The following is a 25,756-nucleotide window of genomic DNA, read 5'->3' as shown; positions in this document are numbered from 1 at the left end:
AAGGAACAGATAAATTCCAGCGAAACTTAAGAAAGAGAGGGAACCTTAGAATGGGTAAGATCATTGGAGAAGGCATTACATTTGATGATGTGCTGCTGGTGCCGGCATATTCAGAAGTAATTCCCAATCAGGTTGACGTATCCACGTACCTGACTAAGAAAGTCAAACTGAACATTCCTTTTATGAGTGCAGGAATGGATACGGTCACAGAACACCGCATGGCCATTGCAATGGCAAGACAGGGCGGTATCGGGATCATTCACAAAAACATGTCAATCGAAGCGCAGGCCGAAGAGGTTGACAAGGTTAAGCGTTCAGAGAACGGAGTAATCACAGACCCATTTTATTTATCCCCGGAACATACATTAAAGGATGCAGACGAGCTGATGGGAAAATTCCGGATCTCCGGCGTTCCGATCACAGAGGGTAAAAGATTAGTCGGCATCATCACCAACCGCGACCTGAAATTTGAAGAGGATTTTTCCAAGAAGATCAAGGAATGCATGACCTCTGAAAACCTGGTCACAGCAAAAGAGGGAATCACCATGATGGAGGCCAAGAAGATCCTTGCCAAAGCAAGGGTGGAGAAGCTGCCCATCGTGGACGATGACTTTAATTTAAAGGGACTTATCACCATTAAGGATATTGAGAAGCAGATCAAATACCCCAATTCCGCTAAGGATGCACACGGAAGACTGCTCTGCGGCGCTGCCGTGGGAATCACCGCCAACGTGCTGGAACGCGTGGAGGCCCTTGTGAACGCCAAGGTGGACGTGATCGTATTAGACTCTGCCCATGGTCATTCTGCCAACGTGATCCGCTGCGTGAAGATGATCAAGGAGAAATTCCCGGAGGTACAGGTGATCGCCGGAAACGTGGCCACAGGCGCTGCCACAAAGGCTCTGATCGAGGCCGGTGTGGACGCTGTCAAGGTCGGGATCGGACCTGGTTCCATCTGTACCACCCGTGTGGTTGCCGGTATCGGCGTTCCCCAGGTATCTGCCGTTATGGACTGCTATGAGGTTGCAAGGGAATACGGGATCCCGATCATCGCAGACGGCGGCATCAAGTACTCCGGAGATGTGACAAAGGCTCTGGCTGCCGGCGGAAGCGTTTGCATGATGGGAAGTATGTTCGCAGGCTGCGACGAGAGCCCGGGAACCTTCGAGCTTTACCAGGGAAGAAAATATAAGGTATACCGCGGAATGGGCTCCATTGCCGCCATGGAAAACGGCAGCAAGGACCGCTACTTCCAGTCCGACGCCAAAAAGCTGGTGCCGGAGGGCGTGGAAGGCCGTGTGGCCTACAAGGGCTATGTGGAGGATACGGTGTTCCAGATGTTAGGTGGCTTAAGAGCCGGTATGGGCTACTGCGGCGCCCACAACATCAAGGAGCTCCAGGAGAACAGCCAGTTTGTGAAGATTTCGGCTGCTGCCCTCCGTGAGAGCCATCCCCATGATATCCACATCACAAAAGAAGCTCCCAATTACAGCATCGACGGCTGATCGGGAAGCGCTGGATCTTCGATATAAAAACGATTACAGAGAGCATGGCACGGAAGCTGCCGTGCTCTCTTTTTATAGCGCAGAAACCGCCTCTTGCTTTCCTCCGGCCCTTCGTGTAAAATGGAGGGCGTGCGCGGTCTGCGCGGATCTTTTATATAAGAGGAATATTGAACAAGGAGTTTTCAGATGAGTATATTAAACGTAGAGCACTTAAGCCATGGCTTCGGAGACCGGGCCATTTTTACGGATGTGTCGTTCCGGCTTTTAAAGGGCGAGCACATCGGCCTCATTGGGGCCAACGGAGAGGGGAAATCCACCTTCATGAGCATCATCACCGATAAGCTGATGCCGGATGAAGGAAAGGTGGAGTGGGCGAAAAACGTCCGTGTGGGATATCTGGACCAGCATACGGTCCTGGAAAAGGGAATGACCATCCGGGAGGTGTTAAAGAGCGCCTTTTCCTTCTTATTTGAGATGGAAGAAAAGATGAACCAGATCTGCGACCATATGGGAGAGGCTTCCGAGGAGGAGATGAATTCCATGATGGAGGAGCTGGGGACCATCCAGGACCTTCTGATGGCCCATGACTTTTATATCATCGACTCCAAGGTGGAGGAGATCGGCCGGGCCTTTGGCCTGGATGAGATCGGACTGGATAAGGACGTGGACGAGCTGTCCGGAGGCCAGAGGACCAAGGTGCTCCTGGGAAAGCTGCTTTTGGAGAAGCCGGACATCCTTCTTCTGGACGAGCCCACCAACTACCTGGACGCCCAGCATATCGAATGGCTGAAGCGGTATCTCCAGGAGTATGAAAATGCCTTTATCCTGATCTCCCACGACATTCCATTTTTAAACAGCGTGGTAAATCTGATCTATCATATGGAAAACCAGAAGCTGGACCGGTATGTGGGCGATTATGATAAATTCTTAGAGGTGTATGAGATGAAGAAGAGCCAGCTGGAGGCCGCCTATAAGCGGCAGCAGCAGGAGATCGCCGAGCTCCAGGACTTTGTGGCCAGAAACAAGGCGCGGGTGTCCACCCGGAATATGGCCATGTCCAGACAGAAAAAGCTGGATAAGATGGAGGTCATCGAGCTGGTAAAGGAAAAGCCCAAGCCAGAATTCCATTTCTTAAATGCCAGGGCAGCAGGAAAGATCATTTTTGAGACAAAGGACCTGGTCATCGGCTACGACGAGCCCTTGTCAAAGCCCCTGGATTTTTCCATGGAACGGGGCGAAAAGATCGCAGTCATCGGAGCCAACGGAATCGGAAAGACCACCTTCTTAAAGAGTATCCTGGGACTGATCCCGGCTCTTTCCGGCTCTGTGGAGCTGGGGGATTACCTGTCCATTGGATATTTTGAGCAGGAGATGGCTCCGGGAAATACCACCACCTGCATTGAGGAGATCTGGAAGGAGTTCCCCTCCTACACCCAGTATGAGGTACGGTCGGCTCTGGCAAAATGCGGCCTTACCACAAAAAATATTGAAAGCCAGGTGCGTGTGCTTTCCGGCGGAGAGCAGGCCAAGGTGCGTCTCTGCAAGCTCATCAACCGGGAGACCAACATCCTTCTTCTGGACGAGCCCACCAACCATCTGGACGTGGACGCCAAAGAGGAATTAAAGCGTGCTTTAAAGGAATATAAGGGAGCTGTGCTCCTGATCTGCCATGAGCCGGAGTTTTACGATGGACTGGTATCAAAGGTCTGGAACCTGGGCGAATATTCCTTAAAGATTTAGGAGCAGGGCCATGACACATATACTTCTGGCAGTGATCTATCTGGCGTTCATAAGCTTGGGCCTTCCCGATTCTCTTCTGGGCGCCGCCTGGCCGTCTATGTACGGGGAGCTTGGGGTCCCGGTCTCCCGTGCCGGAATGGTCTCCATGATCATCTGCTTCGGGACCATCATATCCAGCCTCCAGAGCAGCCGGATCACCAGCCGGTTCGGCCCGGGAAGGGTGACGGCTGTCAGTGTGGCGGCCACGGCAGCGGCTCTCCTGGGATTTTCCGCAAGCCGTTCCTTCTGGCAGCTCTGTCTCTGGGCAGTTCCTTACGGGCTGGGAGCAGGAAGCGTGGACGCAGCCCTCAACCATTATGTGGCCCTTCACTTCAAAAGCCGCCATATGAGCTGGCTCCACTGTATGTGGGGCGTGGGCGCTTTCCTGGGCCCGTCGGTCATGGGGACGGTCCTTGCGGGAGGATATGGCTGGAGCATGGGCTACCGGGCCGTGGGCCTGGCCCAGACGGTGCTGGCGGCGGTCCTGGTCATAAGCCTGCCCTTATGGAAAATGAAGCCAGGAAACGGGAAGGACAGGAACGAAACGGCAGCCGGACAGAAAAACGTCCGGGAAGAGAAAAAAAGCCGTGGAGAGGAAACGGCCGAGGAGGCCGGGGCAGACCGTGCGCCGGACCTTCTGGAACTCTTAAGGATCCCCATGGCCCGGGAAACGGTGGCCATGTTTTTCTGCTACAATGCCCTGGAGACCACGGCAGGACTCTGGGCCAGCAGCTATCTGGTCCTGGTCCATAAGGTCCCGGCTGAACGCGCCGCCGCCCTGGCCGGTCTTTTCTATCTGGGGATCACGGCCGGAAGGTCAGTCAGCGGCTTCCTTACGGAGTGGATCAGCGACGACGGCATGATCCGCCTGGGTACTGGGATCCTGGCGGCGGGCTTTCTGATCCTTCTGTTTCCGGGAGGCGGCCACAGCCAGGCCGGCCTTCTTCTCATGGGGCTTGGCTGCGCGCCCATTTATCCCAGTGTGATCCATTCCACGCCGTCCCGGTTCGGGGCGGAGCTTTCACAGGCTGTCATTGGCGTACAGATGGCAGGGGCATATATAGGAAGCTCCCTGATGCCGCCGTTTTTTGGATTCCTGGCAGACCATCTGGGAGCTTCCCTGTATCCATATTATCTTTTAGTGCTTCTGGTGGTCATGGCCCTCATGCATCAGAGGATCATCCCAGGGAAACACGTTCAAACTTCTTTATAAAGTCCACGCAGAAATCCGCTGTGGCCTTTAACATTTCTTCTCCCCATTCCTTTGTGGCCGTTTCCGGGGAGTCGGGGCCGTACCAGCCGCAGGACGAATAGCGGTCCACGTGGCGGGGCACCGGAACGGAAACGCCATTGCAGTTCACGTTGAAGGATCCGGCAAAGGTCAGATCCGGACTCAGATCCTTCGGTTCAAAGGGCATAAAATATTCCATATGTACACAGGACGGGTCAATGGCCAGCATGGCTGCGGTCTCTTCGCCGCCGCCGTGGCCGCCCTTCCACCGGGGATCCAGTTCTCCGGCTAAAAGCCACCAGTTTAAGATCGCACCCATGGCATGGCGCTCGTCCAGCTCCAGGGCCACCCGCTGGAGTACCGGGGTATTCCCTCCATGTCCGTTCAAGAAAACAAACTTACGGATACCGAAACCGTAAAGCTGGTCCACGATCCGGGTCATCAGGTCGTAAAGCCCGTCGTAGCCAATGGTGATGGTGCCGGGGAAATTAATGTGCTGGTCACCGACGCCAAAGGGGACCGTGGGAGCGATCAGGATATTTAAACGCTCGTCCATCATTTCGCAGAGGCGGCGGGGGATCAGGAAATCCGTGCCCAGGCAGAGCTGGGAGCCATGGTTCTCCGTGCTTCCCACGGGGATGATGGCAATGTCCTTTTCCTTAAAATAGCCTTCCGCCTGCTTCCAGGTGATTTTTTCAAGAAACATAATTGAGTACCTCCTTTTCCTGGAACCTATTGTACCACAGAAGAGGGAACATTACCAGAGATACGCCCAAAACTCCCGGAGCCTTTCCCTGGGTCTTCGGGGCGGAACATCTAGGGCTCCGGGGGGCTGCGAAGGGCATGGGGGAACATGGACAACTCGCTCCGCTCAGACAAGTCCATGCTCCCCCATAACGCATCCCCCCACAGCCCAAGAAGTTCCATCCCCCTCCGACATGGGAAAGCCTCCGGGAGTTTTGGGCTGGTAGATGTCACGGACGCCAAAGAACCTGCCTTTTCCCTTCCCCCTAGCGCCCGCCCCCCCTATACAGCACCTTCCGCCCCCGTAGCCAGACCCTTCTGCACGCCGGCGTTTGGGCCGCGTATTTTGCGGCCCTATGCGCCGCTGCGTGCAGAGCGGAGCGGGAGCGCGTCTGGATACGCCGCCCTTCCCCCTAGCGGCCGCCACCTCCTATACAGCACCTTCCGCCCCCGTAGCCAGACCCTTCTGCACGCCGGCGTTTGGGCCGCATATTTTGCGGCCGTATGCGCCGTTGCGTGCAGACTGGAGCGGGAGCGCGTCTGGATACGGGGGCGGAAGGTGCCTGCTAATTGTGCGGCAGCCGGCCGCGGAAGAATCTTTTTTTACATTCGCTCCACGAAAAGGGGACCAGCGGATAGATGTAGCTCTTTCCGGCGATGGTCTTATTGAAGGCCACGGCGCAGACGCAGAGCACGGTCCCGGCGATGAAGCCCCACAGGTTGAAGAGGGACGTGAGGATCAGAAGGATCACCCGCATGAATTTTAGGGCGTAGCCCATCTCGAAGCTGGCCTGGGAGTAGTTGGCGATGGTGACGAAGGCCATGTACAGCATGGTCTCGGAGTTGAACCAGCCGGATTTCACAGAGTATTCACCCAGGACGATACCGGCGATGACGCTTAAGGGTGTGGTCAGCATGCTGGGAGTGTTGACTGCCGCCAGACGGAGGCCGTCGATGGCGAATTCCAGGATGAGGAGCTGCCAGATCAGCGGGACAAACTGCTCATCGGCGATCTGGATGAACTGGAGCCAGTCCGGGATCCACTGGGGATTCTGCATGAGCAGGAGCCACAGAGGCGTTAAAAACAGGGTGAGAAGGGAGACGGTCATCCTGGAAAGCCGCAGATACGTTCCTGTGACCGGAGGAAAATAGTAGTCGTCCGCTTCTTCGATGATGTCGAATACGGACGAGGGGAGGATCATACAGGAGGGGGAGTTATCCACCAGGATGATGATATTCCCCTCCAGGATAGAGGCCGCCGCCGTGTCGGGCCGCTCGGAAAAACGGAATTTCGGGAACGGGTTGTACCATTTGTGGGGGTAAAGGCACTCGGCCAGGCTCTCTTGGTTCATGGTCAGTGCATCCACATGAAGGCTCTGGATGCGCTCCTTGATGGTTTTTAAAAGATTCTGATCCACCCGCCCTTTCATATAGCAGATAGCAATATCCGTATGGGAACGTTCTCCGGCCTGAGTGATCTCCACGGTGAAGTCCACGTCCCGGATCCGGCGGCGGATCAGAGCTGTGTTAAAGATCAGGGTCTCCACAAAGCCGTCCCTGGAGCCCCGGAGCACCTTGTCTTTTTCCGGCTCCTCCACGCCGCGGGCCGGGTAGGTGCGGCAGTCGATGGTGATGCATTTGTCATAGCCGTCGATGAGAAGGCAGGAAAGGCCGGAGAGAAGGCTGACCAGGATCTGGCTTTCTTCGTCCTCCAGGCCGGTCTCTCCATAGGGAACGTATTTTTTCGAGAATCCGTGGGGAGAATCCGGCATATCGTCCGGCTGTATGGACGCGAAGCCCTGCATGATCCGCAGGAGCACCTCGTCCTTGGTTAAGCCGTCCACAAAATAGATCAGCGCCTGTTTCCCGCCGATCGTCAGGGTATGGTAGACAATATCGAAATTGGTCTGCACGTCCAGAAGCTGGTGAAAACGTGCCATGGTCTGGTTCAGATCGGATGAAAGCTTCATAATAAATGTCCTTCCCAGGCGGACGGTTCCCGCCTGTATTTCCATTGTTATGATGGAAGTCTTCCCAGGACCAGTGAAAATATACGGACAGATGTACATAAGGAATGGATAAAAGAAAATTGTGCAGATTTTACGATAGATCTGGTTGACGGAAATGCATAATTGTGGTATATTACAACCTGTCTGAAATTATTGGGGAATAATTTTGGGGAACTGTATAATGTGAGGTATATTGAACGTGAAGAGACGCTGCATTCTGTGGGGAGAATGCAGCGTTTCGCTTTGTAAAAAGAAGGAGAGGGGCCGGGAGCCTGTCCCGGGAGGAGCAGGAGCGTGTCAGTCTGTGCCGGACAGTTCCCGGATCACCTCTCCGGCTATGAGGAGCCCGGCCACCGGCGGCACAAAGGCGATGCTGGTAGGAGCGGGACGGCCGGAGCCCTTCGTCTCTCCCGGCGTTTCGGGTCTGCGGGGCGTCTCCTCGGAATACAGGACCTTTAAGGCGGGGATCTCCCGCTTTTTTAATTCCCTGCGCATGACCCGGCACAGGGGGCAGACGCTGGTGGAGTAAATATCCCCGATGCGGAAGGCCTCCGGATGGAGCTTGTTTCCGGTGCCCATGGACGACAGGATGGGGATCCCCTCCTCCCTGGCATAGGAGACCAGGGCCAGCTTGGCGCTGACGGTGTCGATGGCGTCGATGATGTAATCCGGCTTCACAGGGCAGGAGGAAAAGACCTCCCGGAGGTTTTCCGGGAGCACAAAAGCGCTGCTTGTGAAAACAGAGCACTCTGGATTTATGTCTGCGATCTTTTCCTTCATCACTTCCGTTTTTTTCTGTCCCACAGTACTTAAAAGAGCGATGCTCTGGCGGTTGATATTGGAGGGAGCCACCGTATCGGAGTCGATGAGGAACAGGGTCCCGACGCCGGACCGGGCCAGGGCCTCCGCACAGTGGGATCCGACGCCGCCCAGGCCGAATACGGCTACGACAGAGGAGGACAGCCGCGAAAAGCCCTGGTCTCCCAGAAGCTGGGCTGTCCGTATAAAGGTTTCATTCATAACGATTGATCTCCATTTCTGGTTTTCTTTTGAGTGTATCATAAACTTTTTCATGACTCAATTCCCAACTTCCCTTTTTACGAAAAAACGTGTATAATGGAGACAACGCAGAAAGGCGGGGATATCCCGGCTGCGTGTACTGGACAGTAACGATATGGCTTAGAAAAGGAGTAACGAAATGAAAGACGGTTTTATCCGCGTTGCGGCTGCTACGCCAGATATAAAGGTGGCAGACCCGGTTTACAATGAAGCCCAGGTCTGGAATATGATCGAAGAGGGGGAGAAAAACGGGGCAAAGCTCATGGTGTTCCCGGAGCTCTGCCTGACGGGCTATACCTGCGGAGACCTGTTCCACCAGGATATCCTGGTGGATACGGCGGCGGACATGCTGAAAAAGCTGATCCGCAGGAGTGAAGGCCACGATGTTCTGTTTTTTGTGGGACTTCCGTGGATGAAGGACGGAAAGCTTTACAATGTGGCTGCGGCGGTCCATGACGGAGAGCTGCTGGCCTTGATCACGAAGAAAAACATTCCCAATTATTCGGAATTTTATGAACTGCGCCACTTTACGCCGGGGCCGGATGTGCCGGAGCCCATGGAATGGGACGGAAGGATCGTTCCCTTTGGAAGCGGGATCCTGCTGCGGTGCGTGAATCTTCCGGAGCTGGTGGTGGCCGGAGAGATCTGTGAGGACGTGTGGGTCATGGACCCGCCCAGCATCTCCCATGCCAGGGCCGGAGCCACTGTGATCGTCAACTGCTCTGCCAGCAGCGAGACTGCAGGAAAACATGTCTACCGGAGATCCCTCATTGCCGGACAGTCGGCCAGACTGGTGTGCGGATATATCTGCGCCAATGCAGGAGAGGGAGAATCCACCCAGGACCTGGTATTCGGCGGCCATGATCTGATCGCAGAAAACGGTACGGTGCTGGCTGAGTCCCGGCGGTTTGAAAACGGGATGATCCTTGCAGACCTGGACCTTAAGCGGATCTGCAGTGAGCGTCGGAGGATGACCACCTTCCAGGTGGAAAATCCCAGGGAGCAGTACGATTATATGGATTTTGAACTGGAAATGGAGGATCTTAAGGAGCTTAAGCGTCCGGTGGATCCGTCTCCCTTTATCCCTTCCGGAGCTGCGGAAAGGAATGAACGGTGCGAGGAGATCTTAACGATCCAGGCGCTGGGACTGAAAAAACGGCTGGCCCACACGGGCTGTACCCAGGCAGTGGTGGGGATCTCCGGCGGACTGGATTCCACGCTGGCCCTTCTGGTGACGGCCAGGGCCTTTGATATGCTTAAGATCCCCAGGGAAAAGATCCTTTCTGTGACCATGCCCTGCTTCGGGACCACAGACCGGACCTATAAGAATGCCTGCCTTCTTACGAAAAAGCTGGGAGCAGAGCTTAAGGAGGTCAGCATCAAAGAGGCTGTGGCAGTCCACTTCCGGGATCTGGGCCACAGTATGGACGACCATGACGTGACCTATGAAAATTCCCAGGCCAGGGAGCGGACCCAGGTCCTGATGGATCTGGCCAATGAAAACGGAGGAATGGTCATCGGCACCGGTGATATGTCGGAGCTGGCCCTGGGCTGGGCCACCTACAACGGAGACCATATGTCCATGTACGGGGTGAATGCATCGGTTCCCAAGACGCTGGTCCGCCATCTGGTACGGTATTACGCGGATACCTGCGGCGACGAAGAACTGAAGGATGTCCTTTATGACATTCTTGACACGCCGGTGAGTCCGGAGCTGCTGCCGCCGGAGGACGGGGTGATCTCCCAGAAGACCGAGGATCTGGTGGGCCCCTATGAGCTCCATGACTTCTTTATGTATTATATCCTCCGGTATGGATACCGGCCTTCCAGGATCTTCCGTCTGGCAGAAACGGCTTTTGCCGGGATCTATGACAGCACTGTGATCCTTAAGTGGTTAAAGACCTTCTACCGCCGGTTCTTCTCCCAGCAGTTTAAACGGTCCTGCCTGCCTGACGGCCCCAAGGTCGGTTCCGTGGCCGTATCTCCCAGAGGAGATCTGAGGATGCCGTCGGATGCGGCCGCCCGGATCTGGCTGGAGGAGGCGGAGAGCCTTATGGCGGAGGGTTCCCGATGATCAGCAGTACAAAGAATGACCAGGTAAAAATGGTGGTGGAGCTGAGGAAAAAGGCAAAGGCCAGGAATGAGGCGGGGCTTTTTGTGGCCGAGGGGCTCCGGATGGTCTCAGAGCTTCCGCCGGATCGGGCCTGGCGGCTTTACGTTTCGGAGAGCTTCCTTAAAAACAGGGAAAACGCCGGACTGCTGGAACGGTTTTCCCGGTATGAGATCGTCACGGACCAGGTTTTTTCTGCCATGTCCGACACCCAGACGCCCCAGGGGATCCTGGCCCTGGCAAAGCAGTATGAATACGAACTTTCAGATCTGCTTTCTGCCCCGGGTCCGGCCCATCTGATGATCCTGGAGAATCTCCAGGACCCGGGAAACCTGGGCACCATCTTAAGAGCCGGAGAAGGGGCCGGGACCACCGGCGTCATCATGAGCCGGGATACGGTGGATATCTACAATCCCAAGGTGGTCCGCTCCACCATGGGCTCCGCCTTCCGCGTTCCTTTTCTTTATACGGACGACCTTCCCGGAACAGTCCGGGAGCTGAAGGCCGGGGGGATCCGGCTGTTTGCGGCCCATCTGGAAGGAAGGAATAATTATGAGGAGGAGGATTATACTGGTAATACCGGCTTCCTCATTGGAAACGAAGGAAATGGCCTGACAGAGGAGCTTTCTGCCGCTGCCGACGCCTGGGTGAAGATCCCCATGGCCGGAAAGGTGGAATCCTTAAATGCGGCTGTGGCGGCCTCGATCCTGATGTTTGAGACGGCCAGGCAGAGGAGGAGCGGCCGCAGCATGAAATAAAGGAGCTGATACGATGGCAATGATAGGCTGGCTTGTGGTTTTTGTGGCACTGGTGGGAATAGAAGTCGGTACCATGGCGCTGACGACCATCTGGTTCGCAGGAGGAGCCCTGGCGGCGTTCTTTATGGCGTTGGCCGGACTTTCCTTCCAGGTGCAGATGACGGTATTTCTGGCGGTCTCCTTTGTCCTTCTGATCTTTACCAGGCCCTTTGCCGTGAAATACGTCAACAAAGGGACTGTAAAGACCAATGTGGACGGACTTGTGGGAAAAAAGGCCAGGGTATTGGAGGAGATTGACAATGGCTCCGGAGCTGGAACGGCTGTTCTCAACGGTCAGGAATGGACGGCCAGGGCGGTGAGGGACGATCTGGTGATCCATAAAGGAGAGACAGTGATCGTAAAAGAGATCCGTGGAGTGAAACTGATGGTGGACCGTATTTCGGAAGGAGAATAGTATGGATTTTTTATTAAGCTTTATTGGGATCAGTATACTTGTTGTTGTAGTCCTGCTTCTGCTGACCTCCTGTGTAAAGATCGTTCCCCAGGCCCAGGCTCTGGTGGTGGAACGGCTGGGAGCGTATCTGGATACCTGGTCGGTGGGCGTTCATTTTAAAATGCCCTTCATCGACCGGGTGGCAAAGCGGGTGATCTTAAAGGAGCAGGTGGTGGATTTCGCGCCCCAGCCGGTGATCACCAAGGACAACGTGACCATGAAGATCGACACGGTGGTATTCTTCCAGATCACAGACCCTAAGCTCTACGCCTATGGAGTGGAGAATCCCATCATGGCCATTGAGAACCTGACGGCTACGACGCTCAGAAACATCATCGGCGACCTGGAGTTAGACCAGACCCTGACCTCCAGGGAGACCATCAACACAAAAATGCGCGCAGCCCTGGACGTGGCCACAGATCCCTGGGGTATCAAGGTAAACCGGGTGGAGCTTAAGAACATTATTCCTCCGGCGGCCATCCAGGACGCCATGGAAAAGCAGATGAAGGCAGAGCGGGAACGCCGGGAGGCGATCTTAAAGGCCGAAGGTGAGAAGAAATCCACGATCCTGGTGGCCGAGGGTAAAAAGCAGTCGGCCATCCTGGATGCAGAAGCCGATAAACAGGCTGCCATCCTTCACGCAGAGGCTGAAAAGGAAAAACGGATCCGTGAGGCAGAGGGCCAGGCGGAGGCGATCTTAAAGATCCAGCAGGCCAATGCAGACGGTATCCGTATGATCAAGGAAGCAGGTGCAGACCAGGCGGTGCTGACCTTAAAGAGCCTGGAGGCCTTTACAAAGGCCGCAGACGGCAGAGCCACCAAGATCATCATTCCATCGGAGATCCAGTCGGTGGCGGGACTTGTGAAGAGCGTCACTGAGATCGCAAAAGATACGGATGTGAAGGCATGAGACTGACCCTGGACCCGTCCCTGGAATACGGCGTCGTTTTAGAAGGCGGCGGAGCCAGGGGCGCATACCAGATCGGCGCCTTAAAGGCGGTCACTGAGGCCGGGATCCGGATCGGCGCCGTGGCGGGCGCTTCTGTGGGCGCCTTAAACGGCGCCTTCCTTTGTATGGGAGACTTAAAGGCAGCCGAGGAGCTGTGGGGAAACCTGGCATACTCCCAGATCTTAAACGTGGAGGATGAAACGATCCGGGCCATAAAGACCCTGGGCCTGAAGGCCTCCACGGTCCCCCAGCTCATGGCAGAGGCCAGGAAGGTGGTTTCCGGCCGGGGGCTTGATATCACCCCCTTTAAAGAGCTCCTGGAGAAATACGTGGATGAGGAAAAGATCAGAAGCTCCCCCTGTGATCTTTATGTCACCTCTCTTTCGGTCACGGACCGGAGGGAGGTGGTCTTTGACGTGAAGCAGGCTCCTTCTGGGACCATAAAGGACGTATTGTTAGCCAGCGCGTTTTTCCCGGCCTTTAAAAATGAAAAGCTGGGCGGAAAGACGTATCTGGACGGCGGTATGGTGAACAACGTGCCGGTGGACGTCCTGGCAGAGCGGGGATATAAAAATCTGATCGTGATCCGGATCTACGGCATCGGCGTGGATACGGAACGGCGGACGGAGCTGTCGGAGGACGTGAATGTATACAGGATCGCTCCCAGGAGAAATCTGGGCGGGATCCTGGAGTTCGAGAAAAAGAAGACCAGACGGAACATGACCCTGGGATATTTTGACGCCAGGCGTCTGCTTTATGGTCTGGCTGGCAGAAGGTATTATTTTTATCTGCCCCATACAGAGGCCTACTATTTCAACCGCCTTATGACTGAAATCCAGATCTTCCGCCATTATTTTTCCGTCCATCTGGAGCGTGGGGAGGGAGAGGGGACCTCTGGCTACCGGATGTATACGGAGCGAGTATTTCCCTCCCTGGCAGAAAAATTCAGGCTGAGGCCCGACTGGGATTACAGGGAGCTTTACGGGGCGGTCCTGGAGGTCTGCGCCAGATCCATGGATCTGGAGGTGTTTGAAATCTATACGGCGGACGGGATCATGGAGCGGGTACACAGGATATTAGGAAAGAGTTAGGAGACTTTGGATGCCTGGAAAAGAGAGAAGACGCAGAGTGAGAGGAGAGTCCATGGCCCTGGATACCCTGCACATCGTCATTGGTGCGGCGGTGGTGGTCATGGCAGTCATTTCCTTTATAAATCCGGAGGAATATATGTTTTTCTTTCCGGTCATTTTTCTTCTGGCGGCTATATTAAATCTGGTCACCGGAAAATACAGATATAAGCGCAGTGTAAGGAACCAGAAAAAAAAGATCTCATCCGCGCTTCAGATGGCGTTTGGAGGAGCCCTGGCGGTCCTTGCAGTCATCAGCGCAGTGAGCATCTGGTGGAGGTAGAGGATGAAGGGAGAGATCCTTAAATTACTGAAGGAGTCGGACGGATACCTTTCCGGACAGGAGCTGTGTGAGCGGTTCGGCGTATCCAGAACGGCAGTCTGGAAGGTGATCAACCAGCTAAAGGAAGAGGGCTATGAGATCGAGGCTGTCCGGAACAAGGGGTACATTTTAAAGAGCGTATCCGACGTATTGTCAAAGGAGGAGCTGGAAAGCTCCTTAAAGACCCGATGGGCGGGGAAGGAGATCCATTATTTTGACCGGACAGATTCCACCAATATCCAGGCAAGACTGGCAGGCGAAGCTGGCGCCTCCCATGGAACCCTGGCGGTGGCGGAGATCCAGGACGGAGGCCGGGGACGGAGAGGAAGGAACTGGATCTCTCCGGCAGGTGTGGGCGTCTGGATGAGCCTCCTGCTGCGGCCGGAGATCTCACCTGTTTCTGCCTCCATGCTGACCCTGGTCATGGCTCTGGCAGCCCAGAAGGGCATCAAGGAGGCCACAGGGATCGAGAGCCAGATCAAATGGCCCAATGATCTTGTATTAAATAAGAAGAAGATCTGCGGGATCCTGACGGAAATGGGAACGGAATTTATGGAGATCAAATATGTGGTGATAGGAACAGGGATCAACGTAAACCAGGAGGAGTTTCCGGAGGAGCTTAGGAAGACGGCCACGTCCCTTTATCTGGAAACGGGGAAAAAGTACCACAGGAGCCGGATCATCGAAAGGATCCTGGAGGCCCTGGAGGAGTATTACGGGATCTTTGTTAAAACAGAGGATATGTCCGCGCTGCTGGAGGAATATAATGAAAAGCTGGTGAACCGGGGACAGGAGGTCTGTGTGCTGGACCCGAAGGGAGAGTACCGGGGCCTCTGCCAGGGGATCACAAAGACTGGCGGGCTTCTGGTGGAGCTTTCTGACGGCACGGTCACAGAGGTGATCTCGGGAGAGGTCTCAGTCCGGGGAGTGTACGGCTATGTTTAGGCCGTCTCCTTACGAGGCCCTCCAGGTCCTCCCGCCAGAGGAGCGGGAGCTGTCCTGGAAAGAGCGGCTCTTACTGGCCTCCGGCCCCCTGCTTTCCTGGTACAGAAGGGAAAAGAGGGATCTTCCATGGAGGGAAAACCGGGACCCATACCGGATCTGGATCTCTGAGATCATGCTCCAGCAGACCCGGGTGGAGGCGGTAAAACCGTACTTTTTCCGGTTTTTTGAGCACTTCCCCAGGATTTCGGATCTGGCGGCTGCTCCGGAGGAGGAGCTTTTAAAATGCTGGGAGGGGCTGGGATATTACAGCCGCGCCAGAAATATAAAAAAGGCCGCAGAGATCCTGACGGAAAAATATAACGGGAGCTTTCCGGAAAGCTACGGGGAGATCCTGGCACTTCCCGGGATCGGCAGCTATACGGCGGGAGCCATTGCCTCCATTGCCTTTGAGCTTCCGGTGCCGGCGGTGGACGGCAATGTACTGAGGGTGCTGTCCCGGGTGACCGGGAGCTTTGACGATATTTTAAAGCAGTCCACAAAGAAGAAAATGGAGGCCCTGGTATCAGAGGTCATACAGCCGGGGAGCGCCGGGGACTTTAACCAGGCGCTCATCGAGACAGGAGCCATGATCTGTATCCCCGGGGGAGCGCCCTTGTGCAGCCAGTGTCCGTTTTTTACAGTCTGTGCCGCAAGGAGCCAGGGGCTGACGGAAAAGCTGCCGGTAAAAACGCCGAAGAAAAAGAGGAAGATCGAGGAAAAGACCGTATTATTACTGGAATACCAGGATAAAATAGCCATAAGAAAGCGCAGGGAGGACGGGCTATTGGCTTCCCTCTATGAGTTTGTGAACGTGCCGGGACAGCTTTCCGCCGAAGAGGCCGGAGAGCTTCTGGAACAGGAGGTCCGGCCGGAGCGGCTTCCAGAGGCGAAGCATATCTTCAGTCATGTGGAATGGCATATGGGCGGATATTTCATCTCCTTAAAGGAAATGCCGGAAACGCTGCCGGGAGAGGAGAGCGGCCCGGCGCTTTTCCTTACCTGGGAGGAGATCCGGAAGGAGTATCCGGTCCCCAACGCCTTTGCGGTCTATAAAAAATATCTGGATCAGAGATATGGAGGGGAAGAAGAATGAAAAACATGATATTTCTGTTTAATCCCCGGTCCGGCCGGGAGCAGATCCGGAGCCAGCTCATGGGGATCCTGGATTATTTCTGCAGCCAGGGCTATTTTCCTTCGGTGTATGTGACCCAGAACTCCCAGGATGCGGAGCGCATCGCCAGGGAATACGGCAGCTCCGCCGATCTGTTTTTATGCAGCGGCGGGGACGGCACTTTAAACAATGTGGTATCGGGCCTCATGGCGCTGGAAAAACGGCCGGTGCTGGGCTATCTTCCCTCCGGCTCCACCAACGATTATGCCCGGAGCCTGGAGATCCCCGGAGATCCCAGAGAGGCCGCGGAGGTTGCCCTGACGGCGGGAGAGAGACAGGTGGATGTGGGCCGGTTCGGCACGGACCGGTATTTTGTATACATTGCGGCCTTTGGGGCCTTTACCGAGGTTTCTTATAAAACTCCCCAGGATAAGAAAAATGTCCTGGGCCATCAGGCCTATATCCTGGAGTCAGTAAAGAGCCTGGCCTCTTTAAAATCCCATCATATGAAGATCCAGTGGGAGGAGGGGACCATTGAGGGAGAATTTATCTTCGGAATGATCACCAATACCACCAGCGTCGGCGGCTTTAAGGGCCTGACTCCCAGGGATGTGGACTTCGACGACGGAATGTTTGAGGCCTTATTTATCCGGACGCCGAAGACCCCGTCGGATCTGTCCAATATCGTCTCCTATATGTTTTTAAAGGATGAGGAAAACGCTTATGTATTCCGGTTCCACACCTCCCGGGTGGTCATCACCGCCAAAGAAGAGGTCTCCTGGGTCTTAGACGGCGAATACGGAGGGACATTGAAGGAGACTGTGGTGGAGAACATCCACGGAGCCATTGCCTTAAGATGCGGAGAAAAGATAAAAAAATGTTGAAAAATGTAGTGGGATGGTATATAATGAATCATCGTGGAACAGTTTGTCTGTATCACAGGACATTTTTCACTTGAAAGGGCGTAACTCGTGGAAAAGGAACAATTTTTAGTAAAACTCAGAAAGCTTGTTGAGCTGGGAAGATCGAAGCAGAACGCGCTGGACGTGGCTGAGATCAACGATTTTTTCACCGGAGACAATCTGGGTCCGGAGCAGATGGATGAAATTTACAGTTATCTGGAACACAGCAATATTGATGTGGTTCCGATAAGCGACGACGCATTGCTTGCGGAAGATGATTCACTGCTGATGGACGATATGGACGGCGATTTCTCAGACGACAAGATGGAAGAGGATATCGACCTGGATGCGATCGACCTGCTGGAGGGGATCGGAACGGAGGATCCGGTACGTATGTACTTAAAGGAGATCGGTACGGTTCCGCTTCTGTCTGCAGAGGAAGAGCTGCGGCTGGCCAAAAGAAAAGCAGAGGGCGATGAGTCTGCCAAGGAGCGTCTCATCGAGGCCAACCTGAGGCTGGTGGTCAGCATCGCAAAGCGCTATACGGGCCGTGGAATGAGCTTCCTGGATCTGGTCCAGGAGGGAAATTTGGGGCTTATTAAAGGCGTAGAGAAATTTGACTATACAAAAGGCTACAAATTAAGTACATATGCAACCTGGTGGATCCGCCAGTCCGTCACAAGGGCTCTGGCTGACCAGGCGCGTACCATCCGCGTACCGGTGCATATGGTGGAAACCATCAATAAAATGTCCAAGATGCAGAGAAAGCTGACTCTGGAGCTGGGATATGAACCATCTGTTTCCGAGCTGGCAGAGGCGCTGGAAATGTCTGAGGATAAGGTGATGGAGATCATGCAGATCGCAAGGGAGCCGGCATCCTTAGAGACTCCCATCGGCGAGGAGGACGACTCCAACCTGGGAGATTTCGTGGCGGACAGCAACGCGGTGACTCCCGAGGGAAATGTGGAATCTGTCATGTTAAGGGAGCACATCGACGCACTGCTTGGCGACCTGAAGGAAAGGGAGCGTCAGGTGATCGTACTGCGCTTTGGTCTGGAGGACGGACATCCGAGAACACTGGAAGAGGTTGGAAAAGAATTCAACGTAACGAGGGAGAGGATCCGTCAGATCGAAGCTAAGGCTTTGAGGAAGTTAAGAAATCCTGTCCGCAGCAAGCGGATCCGGGATTTCCTGTAAGAAAACGAAAGAGGGCAGCAGGAGTCACATCCGGCTGTCCTTTTCCAACGGAAGGAAGCGTTTTTATGAACCGGAGAAATTACCAGAAGGAACTGGAGGCAGAGCTTTCCAATATAGAAAAGGAAGGGCGGGCGCCCACATTGTTTCTCCATAGCTGCTGCGCTCCCTGCAGCAGCTATGTGCTGGAATACCTGTCCAGGTATTTTACGATCACAGTCTTTTACTATAACCCCAATATCTCCCCGGCTTCTGAATATGAGGAACGGGCCAGGGAGCAGGAGCGGCTGATCCGGGAAATGGAAACGGTCCACCCGGTCCGTTTTCTCTGCGGGGAATACCGTCCGGAGCTCTTTTACGAGGCTGTGAAGGGACTCGAGCAGGAGCCGGAGGGAGGAGCCCGGTGTACGGAATGCTTTAAGCTGCGCCTTCTGGAGGCCGCCAGGCTGGCAAAGGAGGGGGGCTTCGACTATTTTACCACCACCCTCACCATCAGTCCTTTAAAGGATGCGGAGCGGTTAAACCGCATCGGGGAGGAAGCCGGGGCCCGGTACGGCGTCCGCTTTTTAAATTCGGACTTTAAAAAACGGAACGGCTATAAGCGGTCCACGGAGCTTTCCAGGGAATACGGGCTTTACCGCCAGGACTACTGCGGCTGCGTCTTTTCCCGCCGCCAGGCCAAACCTTGACAGAACTGCCAAACTATTATAGAATTGCATAAGAGTATAAAATGGGAAGGAGTTCTGTCCATGGTTTCAAGAAAAGTTCAGGTTGTAAATCCCTCCGGCCTCCATCTGCGTCCGGCAGGATTATTATGTCAGACTTCCATGAAATTTGAATCAAAGGTGAATATTCTGTATAAAGACCAGCAGATCAATGCCAAAAGCGTTTTAAATGTCATGGCTTCCGGAATCCGGTGCGGAACGGAAGTGGAGGTCTGCTGCGACGGAAAGGATGAGGAGGAGGCTCTGGAAGCCGTATGCACCCTCATTGAAACAGGCTTAAAGGAATAAAGAAACAAACTATATCTGGAGGAATCAAGCAAAATGAGTGAAGCACAGAATTGCAATCATGACTGCGGATCCTGCACTGCCAACTGCGACAGCCGGGTTCCGGATAAAAAGAGCTTTGAGGAAAAGCTGGCGGAGGGATGCTCTGTAAAGAAGGTCATCGGCGTTGTCAGCGGAAAGGGCGGCGTTGGAAAATCCCTGGTGACCTCTTTAATGGCGTGCCAGATGAGAGCCAGAGGCTATAAGGTGGGGATCCTGGACGCGGATATTACCGGTCCCTCCATCCCCAAATCCTTCGGGATCCACGATCCCCTCTGCGTGACCCCGGACGGAAAGCTTCTGGTACCGGCGGTATCCTCCACCGGGATCGAGGTGATCTCCTCCAACATGCTGTTAGAGCATGAGAGCGATCCAGTGATCTGGAGAGGGCCTGTGATCGCAGGCGCTGTAAAACAGTTCTGGAACGAGACCTACTGGAAGGACATTGACTATATGTTCGTGGATATGCCTCCGGGAACCGGAGACGTTCCGCTGACCGTATTCCAGTCCCTGCCGGTGGACGGCATCCTGATCGTGACCTCTCCCCAGGAGCTGGTCTCCATGATCGTCGGAAAGGCTGTGAACATGGCTAAAAAGATGGACGTTCCGATCATCGGTCTCATTGAAAACATGAGCTATCTGGAGTGTCCGGACTGCGGAAAGAAGATCTCTGTATTCGGCGAGAGCAAGGTGGAGGAAGTTGGAAAAGAGTACGGGATCCCCGTTCTGGCCCAGATCCCCATCCGTCCGGAGATCGCAGGCTCCGTGGACGAGGGAACCGTGGAATATGTGAAGGCAGAATTCCTTGAGAAGGCAGCGGAGGCTGTGGAAAAACTGTAAGAATATACCGGATGAGAAAGGATCACAATGGCTGGACGGTATGAGGCCGTGCTGACAGCGGCGGAAAAGCTTCATGTAAGGCTTTTAAGGCTCTTGACGGGAGCGCTGACGTGTACCCTTTGGACAATGCCGGTCCTTGGAAGCCTCGGGATATGGGATCTGATGACCCATGGCCCGGGGCTTTCCGGCATTTTTCTGATCCTGGGCTTTCTGGCAGCTTATGTGTGTTTTCTGGGGATCCTGTGCTGGATGTGCGCGGCGTGCCGGCGGCTCAGGATCGTCAGACGGCTGCTGGTATGGATGCTTTTGTGGATCCCGTTTTTAAATTATGGCCTGGCTCTCTATGTGCGCGGTCTGGCAAAGCAGGAGACGGACCATATCCTTTACAGGATCAGTCTGGACGATGTGCGGGCGGAAAAGAATGTGTGCAGTACAAAATATCCGCTGCTGCTGGTCCATGGTGTGGGCTTCCGGGATTTTCATTATTTTAACTATTGGGGACGGATCCCCAGGGCGCTGAAGAAAAATGGAGCCAGGGTCTTTTACGGCCACCAGGAGGCCTGGGGGACTGTGGAGGAAAACGCCGGGATCCTCAGGGAAAAAATTTTTGAGATCCTCCGGGAGACCGGGGAGGAGAAGGTGAACATCATTGCCCATTCCAAGGGCGGGCTGGATTCCAGATATCTCATCAGCGGGCTCCATATGGCCCCCTATGTGGCTTCTCTGACCACTATCTGTACGCCCCACCGGGGCTCCATGCTGGTGGATCTTTTAATGAAGCTGCCGGATTTTCTGTACCGGGGGATCTGCGGCCTTATGGACCGGTATTTTGGAATGCTGGGAGACCGGGCGCCCAACGCCTATGTGGCCAGCCGCCAGTTGTCCTGTGCCTGGGCACAGGAATTCAACCGGAGATATCCGGATTCAGCCAGCGTGTATTACCAGAGCTATGCCAGCATGATGAAATGCGGGGCAAGCTGCTGGCTTCTCAGTATCCCCTACTGGATCTTGAAGCTCCTGGACGCAGGGAGCGACGGGCTTGTGACGGAGGAATCTGCCCGGTGGACCAATTTCAGGGGCACCCTTAAGAATACATACCTCCGCGGTATTTCCCATGGCGACATGATCGATCTGGCCAGGGAGGACTACAAAGGCTTCGATGTCATGGAATTTTATATCCATCTGGCCGAAGGGCTGAAGGAGCGGGGATTATAGAAGAGCACCGGACAGGAAGAAAAAGAGCTGGCGTTATTCCGCCAGCTCTTCCCATTTTTCATAGAGGGCCTCCAGCTTTGCTGCCAGGTCTTCTTTTTCTTTATTAAGCTCCATGAGCCTCGCCACGTCTGTGAAGACGCTTTCGTCACAGAGGAGTGCGTCGATCTCTCCGTCCCTGGTCTCCAGGTCATGGATCTCGGCCTCCACCTTTTTCAGATCGTTCTGGCGTTTCCGGAGCCGGGCCTGTTCCTCCTTCTGGGCCTTCCAGTCCAGCTTTGTGTCTGTGGCAGGAGAGTTTGGGGAGACAGACTGGACAGAAACGGAGGCTTGGCCGGAATCAGCCGCTCCTGCGGTCCGGAGCACGCTTCCGGAGAACACAGAGCCTCCCGCAGCCGGGGCTTTGGCTGTCCCGTCGGAGCTGGTCCCAAAATGGGCCGCCATCATATCTTCCCGTTTTTCCAGATAGTAGTCATAATTTCCGATATAATTTAAAAGCTTCCCTCCGGTCAGATCCAGGATCCGGGTGGCCGTTTTGTTGATGAAGTAACGGTCGTGGGATACGTAAAGGACCGTGCCGCCGTAATGGCTTAAGGCATTTTCCAGGATCTCCTTGGAGGTGATGTCCAGGTGGTTGGTGGGCTCGTCCAGGATCAGAAAGTTGGCCTCAGAGAGCATCAGCTTGGCTAAGGACACCCGGCCCCGCTCGCCGCCGCTTAAGTCGCCGATGCGCTTAAAGGCGTCGTCGCCGGTAAACAGGAAGGAGGCCAGGGTGTTGCGGATCTGGGTGTTGTTCATGCCTGGATAGGCGTCGGAGATCTCCTCAAACAGGGTCTTATCCATATGGAGCACCTGATGGTCCTGGTCGTAGTAGCCGATGTGGACCCGGGAGCCCAGGGTGATCTCCCCGTGATCCGGCGTCACAAGGCCGTTGATCATTTTCAGGATCGTAGTCTTTCCGGTGCCGTTGTCGCCGATGATGGCCACCCGCTCGCCGCGCTTTACGTCAAAATCCACATGGGAAAACAGATGCTGGGGGCCGAAGGACTTCTCCAGGTCCCGGACCGTTAAGACGTCGTTTCCGCTTAAGATATTGGGCTCTAAACGGATGTCCATGGCGTCGTTGATCTCTGTGGGCTTTTCCAGCACCTCGATCTTATTCAGCATCTTTTCCCGGCTTTCCGCCCGCTTGATGGACTTCTCCCGGTTAAAGGATTTCAGCTTTTCAATGACCTCCTCCTGGTGCTTGATCTCCTGCTGCTGGTTTAAGTAGGCCTTCATCTGGATGGCCCGCATCTGGGCCCGCTTTTCGCTGTACGCAGAATAGTTGCCCAGGTAGATGGTGGCCTTTCCGTTGTCCAGCTCCACCACTTTGGTGACGATCTTATCCAGGAAATACCGGTCATGGGCCACGATGATGACGCTTCCCTTATAGTTTAACAGGTAATTCTCCAGCCAGGCAATGGAGGACATGTCCAGGTGGTTGGTGGGCTCGTCCAGAAGGATGATATCCGGGCTGGTCAGAAGGAGCTTTCCTAAGGACACCCGGGTCTTCTGGCCGCCGGAGAGGGTAGAGATCTGTTTTCCGAATTCCTCCTCCGGAAAGCCCAGGCCCTTTAAAACGCCCACGATCTCACTTTTCCAGGCATAGCCGTTGATGAGATCGAACTGGTGGCTTAAGCGGCTGTATGTATCCATCATGGCCTCCAGTTCTTCACCGTCAGCCAGCTTCATGGAGACCTCCAGCTCCCGGAGCCGTTCCTCCATTTCGATCACCGGCCGCTTCACCTCCAGCATTTCATCATAAATGGTCCGGTGGCTTAAAAGGTCCTGGTTCTGGGCCAGGTAGCCCAGGGTCTTTCCCTTGGAGATGACCACTTCCCCGGAGTCTGCCGGAAGCTCTCCGGTGATGATCTTTAGGAGCGTGGACTTCCCGGCTCCGTTGATGCCCACAATGGCGGCTTTTTCGTGTTCTTCTATATGAAAGGAAGCGTTTTTTAAGATGTCGTCGCTTCCAAAGGATTTGCAGATGCTGCTGCAGGACAGTATCATAATTTCCTCCTTGTATCGTGCAGATAGAATGGCTGCGGATTTTTGTCAGGAGCCGGTTTTCTGGGTGGCTTCCGGACACGGCTTCACCGGGGACGGCGCGCCCCCGGTCAATAGTATAGTATAATATAGGTCCGGGGGATTTTCAATGGTTTCATGGACGGGAAGACGTGGATCTAAGAAAAAGAGACCATTTGTAAGAAAAAGTTTATTGAATAAAATGAAAAAAATGATATACTTTTGTTAAATACAAACATTAATTCGATGTAGTGTGAAAAATATTGAAATCAAGATCGGAGGTTTCAGACGGGAAGGGAGGAATGGAGTATGACAGAGAGAAAGAAAATATGCCGGGACTGTTATAAAGAACTCACCGAAAGCGGTGCCAGGCTGGGTGTCTGCCGGAACTGTGCCGGGAAGGAAGTGAAAAAGCTCCGGAAGCGGCTGATCGTTTCTTTCCTTGTGGGAGCGGCCCTTGTGGGATCGGTGCTGGCCTTCCGGAACCATATCTGCTCGGTCTATTATTTTCAGAAGCCGGGAGGGGATGTGGTCATCCCTCTGTTTTTTGGCAATGTCCTGATGAATGACCAGTTCTTTTTCGATATGTTTTATCCATCCAGGACCGGAGGGATCCTGTTTCTGGCGATCTGCTTCTTTGCGCCCTTCAGCTCCTTTATACGCATCGACTATCCCACATTCCGCCACCAGGCAGAGCTGGATATGCTGAAAATGGAGCCGTTTACTGCGAAATACGCGGCCTCCGCCAACCACCAGCGGCAGGACGATGTGGGGATCTTCCTCGTGTCCTGTATCCTTTCGGCCGTTTCCGGCCCGTTCCTTTTCGTATACAGGATATACCGGCTGGTCCGCCTGTCGGCAGCGCTGAAGCGTGGGGACTGGTAAATAAATTCCGGGGTGCGGATGATGCAATTTACAGGGGGAGGAAACGATGGTATAATTTTTTATGAATTACTTTTTGAAACAACGGGGAAGAGGTGGTTTTGTGTTCCGGGTGGCTTTGTGCGATGATGACAGAAGGTTTTTAGAACTTTTAAAGGAACGGGCGGAAATGTTTTGTGTGGAAAAGGCCAGGAATGTAAAATTTTCCGCTTTTAGCGACAGCGATATTCTTATGGGAATGACAGAGCGGGGAGAGATTTTTGACGCATATATCCTGGACATAGAGATGCAGGATTATTCCGGGATCGAGATCGCAGAGGAAATACGGAAAAAATCGAAAATGGCGTGTATTATTTTTCTGACTTCCCACATGAAGTACGCAGTGGGAGCCTGTGGGACGGGAATTTTCCGGTATATGATGAAGGAGGATCTGGACAGGGAGCTGCCGCGTATCCTGGACGATCTGTTTTCCCATCTGGAATGTCTGGAAAGTCATTATTTTTATGTGATCCAGAACCAGAAACGATGCATTAAGTTTTCCCACCGGGAGGTGGTTTATATTTATAAGGACCAGAAGAACGCTGTTTTCGTCATGACAGACGGACGAAGTCTGTACGAGAGAACGACACTGGACCGGCTGTACCAGGCGCTTGGGAGCGACGAGGAAATATTTTTCCTGGACCGGGGGATCATCCTGAATCTGTTCCATGTGCGGAGCGTTGGGGATGGGAATGTGCGGATGGATACAGGACACGAGATCCCTTCCAGTCCTGGCCGCATTGAGGAGCTGAAACGAAGGATCCGCACATACTGGGGGAAGCTGATATGATGATTCATCTGTTCGAGATTCTTGCGTCGCTGGCTGAGTCGGCTCTGGGAATCGCAGTGCCGGCAAAGCTCCTGGGAGAAAAAAGGCCCGGGGGAATAAGACTGGCGGCGGCTGCGGCCGTTCTGACGGCGGTGGTATGGGGGATCAACCAGTATGTGCTGTTTTCCGCCTGGACAACGGTACTTGGAGTTTTATTGATGGCTCTTGGAGGATGTCTGGTTTACCAGAGGAATTTTGTGGACGTGCTGCCGTTGACTGCATTTTTTATGTTTCTTTTGTATGCCTGTGATTTTATTGTGCTGACCCTTTGCGGAACGGTTTCCAGAGACCAGGGATTTGCAGCGGCAATGACATCGGCATTATCAGAGGCCCGTATGGTATTTTTATTCTTGTCCAAAACGATGCTGCTTTTTACATGCTGGTTTGTCGTGTGGCTGTGTAATGCGGTCAGCAGCCAGTATACAAAAATAGACTGGTCCCTGTTGGCAGCAATAGGGGTGTCTGTGTATTGTTGTGGTCAAGCATTTTTGTAACACTTGTGGCTAAAAAATATCATGAATCAGTTACGCTGCCATCCGGGCTTCGTATGGTGTACGATAA

At 54.1% G+C, this 25,756-nt stretch carries 24 protein-coding genes; 20 read left to right on the top strand and 4 right to left on the bottom strand.

Going from position 1 to position 25,756, the window contains the following annotated elements:
• Positions 1–50 precede the first annotated feature (50 nt).
• The 3 genes from guaB (at position 51) to OCV69_RS12955 (ending at position 4,497) form a co-directional block, all read left to right on the top strand.
• Complete coding sequence (gene guaB / locus OCV69_RS12965) at positions 51–1,505, top strand: IMP dehydrogenase (RefSeq protein WP_022273780.1); 1,455 nt, start codon at positions 51–53, stop codon at positions 1,503–1,505.
• A 186-nt stretch (positions 1,506–1,691) separates the two neighbouring features.
• Positions 1,692–3,245, top strand: a complete 1,554-nt coding sequence (locus OCV69_RS12960) for an ABC-F family ATP-binding cassette domain-containing protein (protein WP_158359600.1) — start codon at positions 1,692–1,694, stop codon at positions 3,243–3,245.
• Between the two features lie 10 nt (positions 3,246–3,255).
• Entirely contained in the window at positions 3,256–4,497 is a 1,242-nt protein-coding gene (locus OCV69_RS12955) for an MFS transporter (RefSeq protein ID WP_158359602.1), read from the top strand.
• Here OCV69_RS12955 and OCV69_RS12950 read toward each other — a convergent pair.
• The 3 genes from OCV69_RS12950 to OCV69_RS12940 all read right to left on the bottom strand — a co-directional run bounded on the left by OCV69_RS12950 (position 4,463) and on the right by OCV69_RS12940 (position 8,288).
• Positions 4,463–5,221 (bottom strand): creatininase family protein, encoded by a 759-nt coding sequence (locus OCV69_RS12950; protein WP_022273828.1) that lies wholly within the window; start codon positions 5,219–5,221, stop codon positions 4,463–4,465. The two genes, OCV69_RS12955 and OCV69_RS12950, sit on opposite strands and share 35 nt — an antisense overlap.
• Before the next feature lie 604 nt (positions 5,222–5,825).
• Positions 5,826–7,229 (bottom strand): spore germination protein, encoded by a 1,404-nt coding sequence (locus OCV69_RS12945; protein ID WP_158359603.1) that lies wholly within the window; start codon positions 7,227–7,229, stop codon positions 5,826–5,828.
• Positions 7,230–7,565: 336 nt separating this feature from the next.
• Positions 7,566–8,288, bottom strand: a complete 723-nt coding sequence (locus tag OCV69_RS12940; protein WP_158359605.1) for a tRNA threonylcarbamoyladenosine dehydratase — start codon at positions 8,286–8,288, stop codon at positions 7,566–7,568.
• Positions 8,289–8,466: 178 nt separating this feature from the next.
• Between OCV69_RS12940 and OCV69_RS12935 the strand changes: the two genes are divergently transcribed.
• From OCV69_RS12935 to OCV69_RS12870, 14 genes are all read left to right on the top strand, one after another.
• Positions 8,467–10,401, top strand: a complete 1,935-nt coding sequence (locus OCV69_RS12935) for an NAD(+) synthase (RefSeq protein ID WP_158359607.1) — start codon at positions 8,467–8,469, stop codon at positions 10,399–10,401.
• Entirely contained in the window at positions 10,398–11,195 is a 798-nt protein-coding gene (locus tag OCV69_RS12930; RefSeq protein ID WP_158359609.1) for a TrmH family RNA methyltransferase, read from the top strand. The genes OCV69_RS12935 and OCV69_RS12930 overlap by 4 nt, the downstream gene beginning before the upstream one ends.
• A gap of 13 nt (positions 11,196–11,208) precedes the next feature.
• Positions 11,209–11,649, top strand: a complete 441-nt coding sequence (locus tag OCV69_RS12925) for an NfeD family protein (protein WP_158359611.1) — start codon at positions 11,209–11,211, stop codon at positions 11,647–11,649.
• Position 11,650: 1 nt separating this feature from the next.
• Positions 11,651–12,598 carry an SPFH domain-containing protein gene (locus OCV69_RS12920; protein WP_022273822.1) on the top strand — a complete coding sequence of 316 codons (948 nt, stop codon included), beginning with the start codon at positions 11,651–11,653 and terminating at the stop codon, positions 12,596–12,598.
• On the top strand, positions 12,595–13,728 hold the full coding sequence (locus tag OCV69_RS12915; RefSeq protein ID WP_158359612.1) for a patatin-like phospholipase family protein: 1,134 nt from the start codon (positions 12,595–12,597) through the stop codon (positions 13,726–13,728). The genes OCV69_RS12920 and OCV69_RS12915 overlap by 4 nt, the downstream gene beginning before the upstream one ends.
• 10 nt (positions 13,729–13,738) lie before the next feature.
• Entirely contained in the window at positions 13,739–14,047 is a 309-nt protein-coding gene (locus OCV69_RS12910) for a DUF6637 family protein (RefSeq protein ID WP_022273819.1), read from the top strand.
• Positions 14,048–14,050: 3 nt separating this feature from the next.
• On the top strand, positions 14,051–15,031 hold the full coding sequence (locus tag OCV69_RS12905) for a biotin--[acetyl-CoA-carboxylase] ligase (protein WP_158359614.1): 981 nt from the start codon (positions 14,051–14,053) through the stop codon (positions 15,029–15,031).
• The gene (mutY, locus tag OCV69_RS12900; protein WP_158359616.1) at positions 15,024–16,163 is read left to right on the top strand and encodes an A/G-specific adenine glycosylase; all 1,140 of its coding nucleotides are present in this window, start codon (positions 15,024–15,026) and stop codon (positions 16,161–16,163) included. Before OCV69_RS12905 ends, mutY begins: the two co-directional genes overlap by 8 nt.
• The gene (locus tag OCV69_RS12895) at positions 16,160–17,065 is read left to right on the top strand and encodes a diacylglycerol/lipid kinase family protein (protein WP_158359618.1); all 906 of its coding nucleotides are present in this window, start codon (positions 16,160–16,162) and stop codon (positions 17,063–17,065) included. Before mutY ends, OCV69_RS12895 begins: the two co-directional genes overlap by 4 nt.
• An 87-nt stretch (positions 17,066–17,152) precedes the next feature.
• Positions 17,153–18,280 (top strand): RNA polymerase sigma factor RpoD, encoded by a 1,128-nt coding sequence (rpoD, locus tag OCV69_RS12890; protein WP_022273160.1) that lies wholly within the window; start codon positions 17,153–17,155, stop codon positions 18,278–18,280.
• A 65-nt stretch (positions 18,281–18,345) separates the two neighbouring features.
• On the top strand, positions 18,346–18,966 hold the full coding sequence (locus OCV69_RS12885) for an epoxyqueuosine reductase QueH (protein WP_022273159.1): 621 nt from the start codon (positions 18,346–18,348) through the stop codon (positions 18,964–18,966).
• Between the two features lie 60 nt (positions 18,967–19,026).
• A complete protein-coding gene (locus OCV69_RS12880) occupies positions 19,027–19,290 on the top strand; it encodes an HPr family phosphocarrier protein (RefSeq protein ID WP_022273158.1) in 264 nt (87 codons plus the stop codon).
• A 33-nt stretch (positions 19,291–19,323) separates the two neighbouring features.
• The gene (locus OCV69_RS12875) at positions 19,324–20,166 is read left to right on the top strand and encodes an Mrp/NBP35 family ATP-binding protein (RefSeq protein ID WP_022273157.1); all 843 of its coding nucleotides are present in this window, start codon (positions 19,324–19,326) and stop codon (positions 20,164–20,166) included.
• 27 nt (positions 20,167–20,193) lie between these two features.
• Complete coding sequence (locus OCV69_RS12870; protein WP_158359620.1) at positions 20,194–21,381, top strand: esterase/lipase family protein; 1,188 nt, start codon at positions 20,194–20,196, stop codon at positions 21,379–21,381.
• A 33-nt stretch (positions 21,382–21,414) separates the two neighbouring features.
• On the opposite strand, the gene OCV69_RS12865 is transcribed toward OCV69_RS12870, so the two are convergent.
• Entirely contained in the window at positions 21,415–23,430 is a 2,016-nt protein-coding gene (locus OCV69_RS12865) for an ABC-F family ATP-binding cassette domain-containing protein (RefSeq protein ID WP_158359621.1), read from the bottom strand.
• A 324-nt stretch (positions 23,431–23,754) separates the two neighbouring features.
• Here OCV69_RS12865 and OCV69_RS12860 point away from each other — a divergent pair, with 324 nt between their 5' ends.
• From OCV69_RS12860 to OCV69_RS12850, 3 genes are all read left to right on the top strand, one after another.
• Positions 23,755–24,330: a hypothetical protein gene (locus OCV69_RS12860; RefSeq protein ID WP_158359623.1), complete on the top strand. Its 576-nt coding sequence runs from the start codon at positions 23,755–23,757 to the stop codon at positions 24,328–24,330.
• A 73-nt stretch (positions 24,331–24,403) separates the two neighbouring features.
• On the top strand, positions 24,404–25,156 hold the full coding sequence (locus tag OCV69_RS12855) for a LytR/AlgR family response regulator transcription factor (RefSeq protein ID WP_262563140.1): 753 nt from the start codon (positions 24,404–24,406) through the stop codon (positions 25,154–25,156).
• A complete protein-coding gene (locus OCV69_RS12850) occupies positions 25,153–25,689 on the top strand; it encodes a hypothetical protein (RefSeq protein WP_158359627.1) in 537 nt (178 codons plus the stop codon). The genes OCV69_RS12855 and OCV69_RS12850 overlap by 4 nt, the downstream gene beginning before the upstream one ends.
• Positions 25,690–25,756: the final 67 nt, after the last annotated feature.

It is taken from the genome of Alitiscatomonas aceti (assembly GCF_025567195.1).
Taxonomy (GTDB): Bacteria; Bacillota; Clostridia; order Lachnospirales; family Lachnospiraceae; genus Alitiscatomonas; species Alitiscatomonas aceti.
The sequence above is the reverse complement of the archived record's forward strand: the minus strand, read 5'-3'. Positions and strand labels throughout refer to the sequence as shown.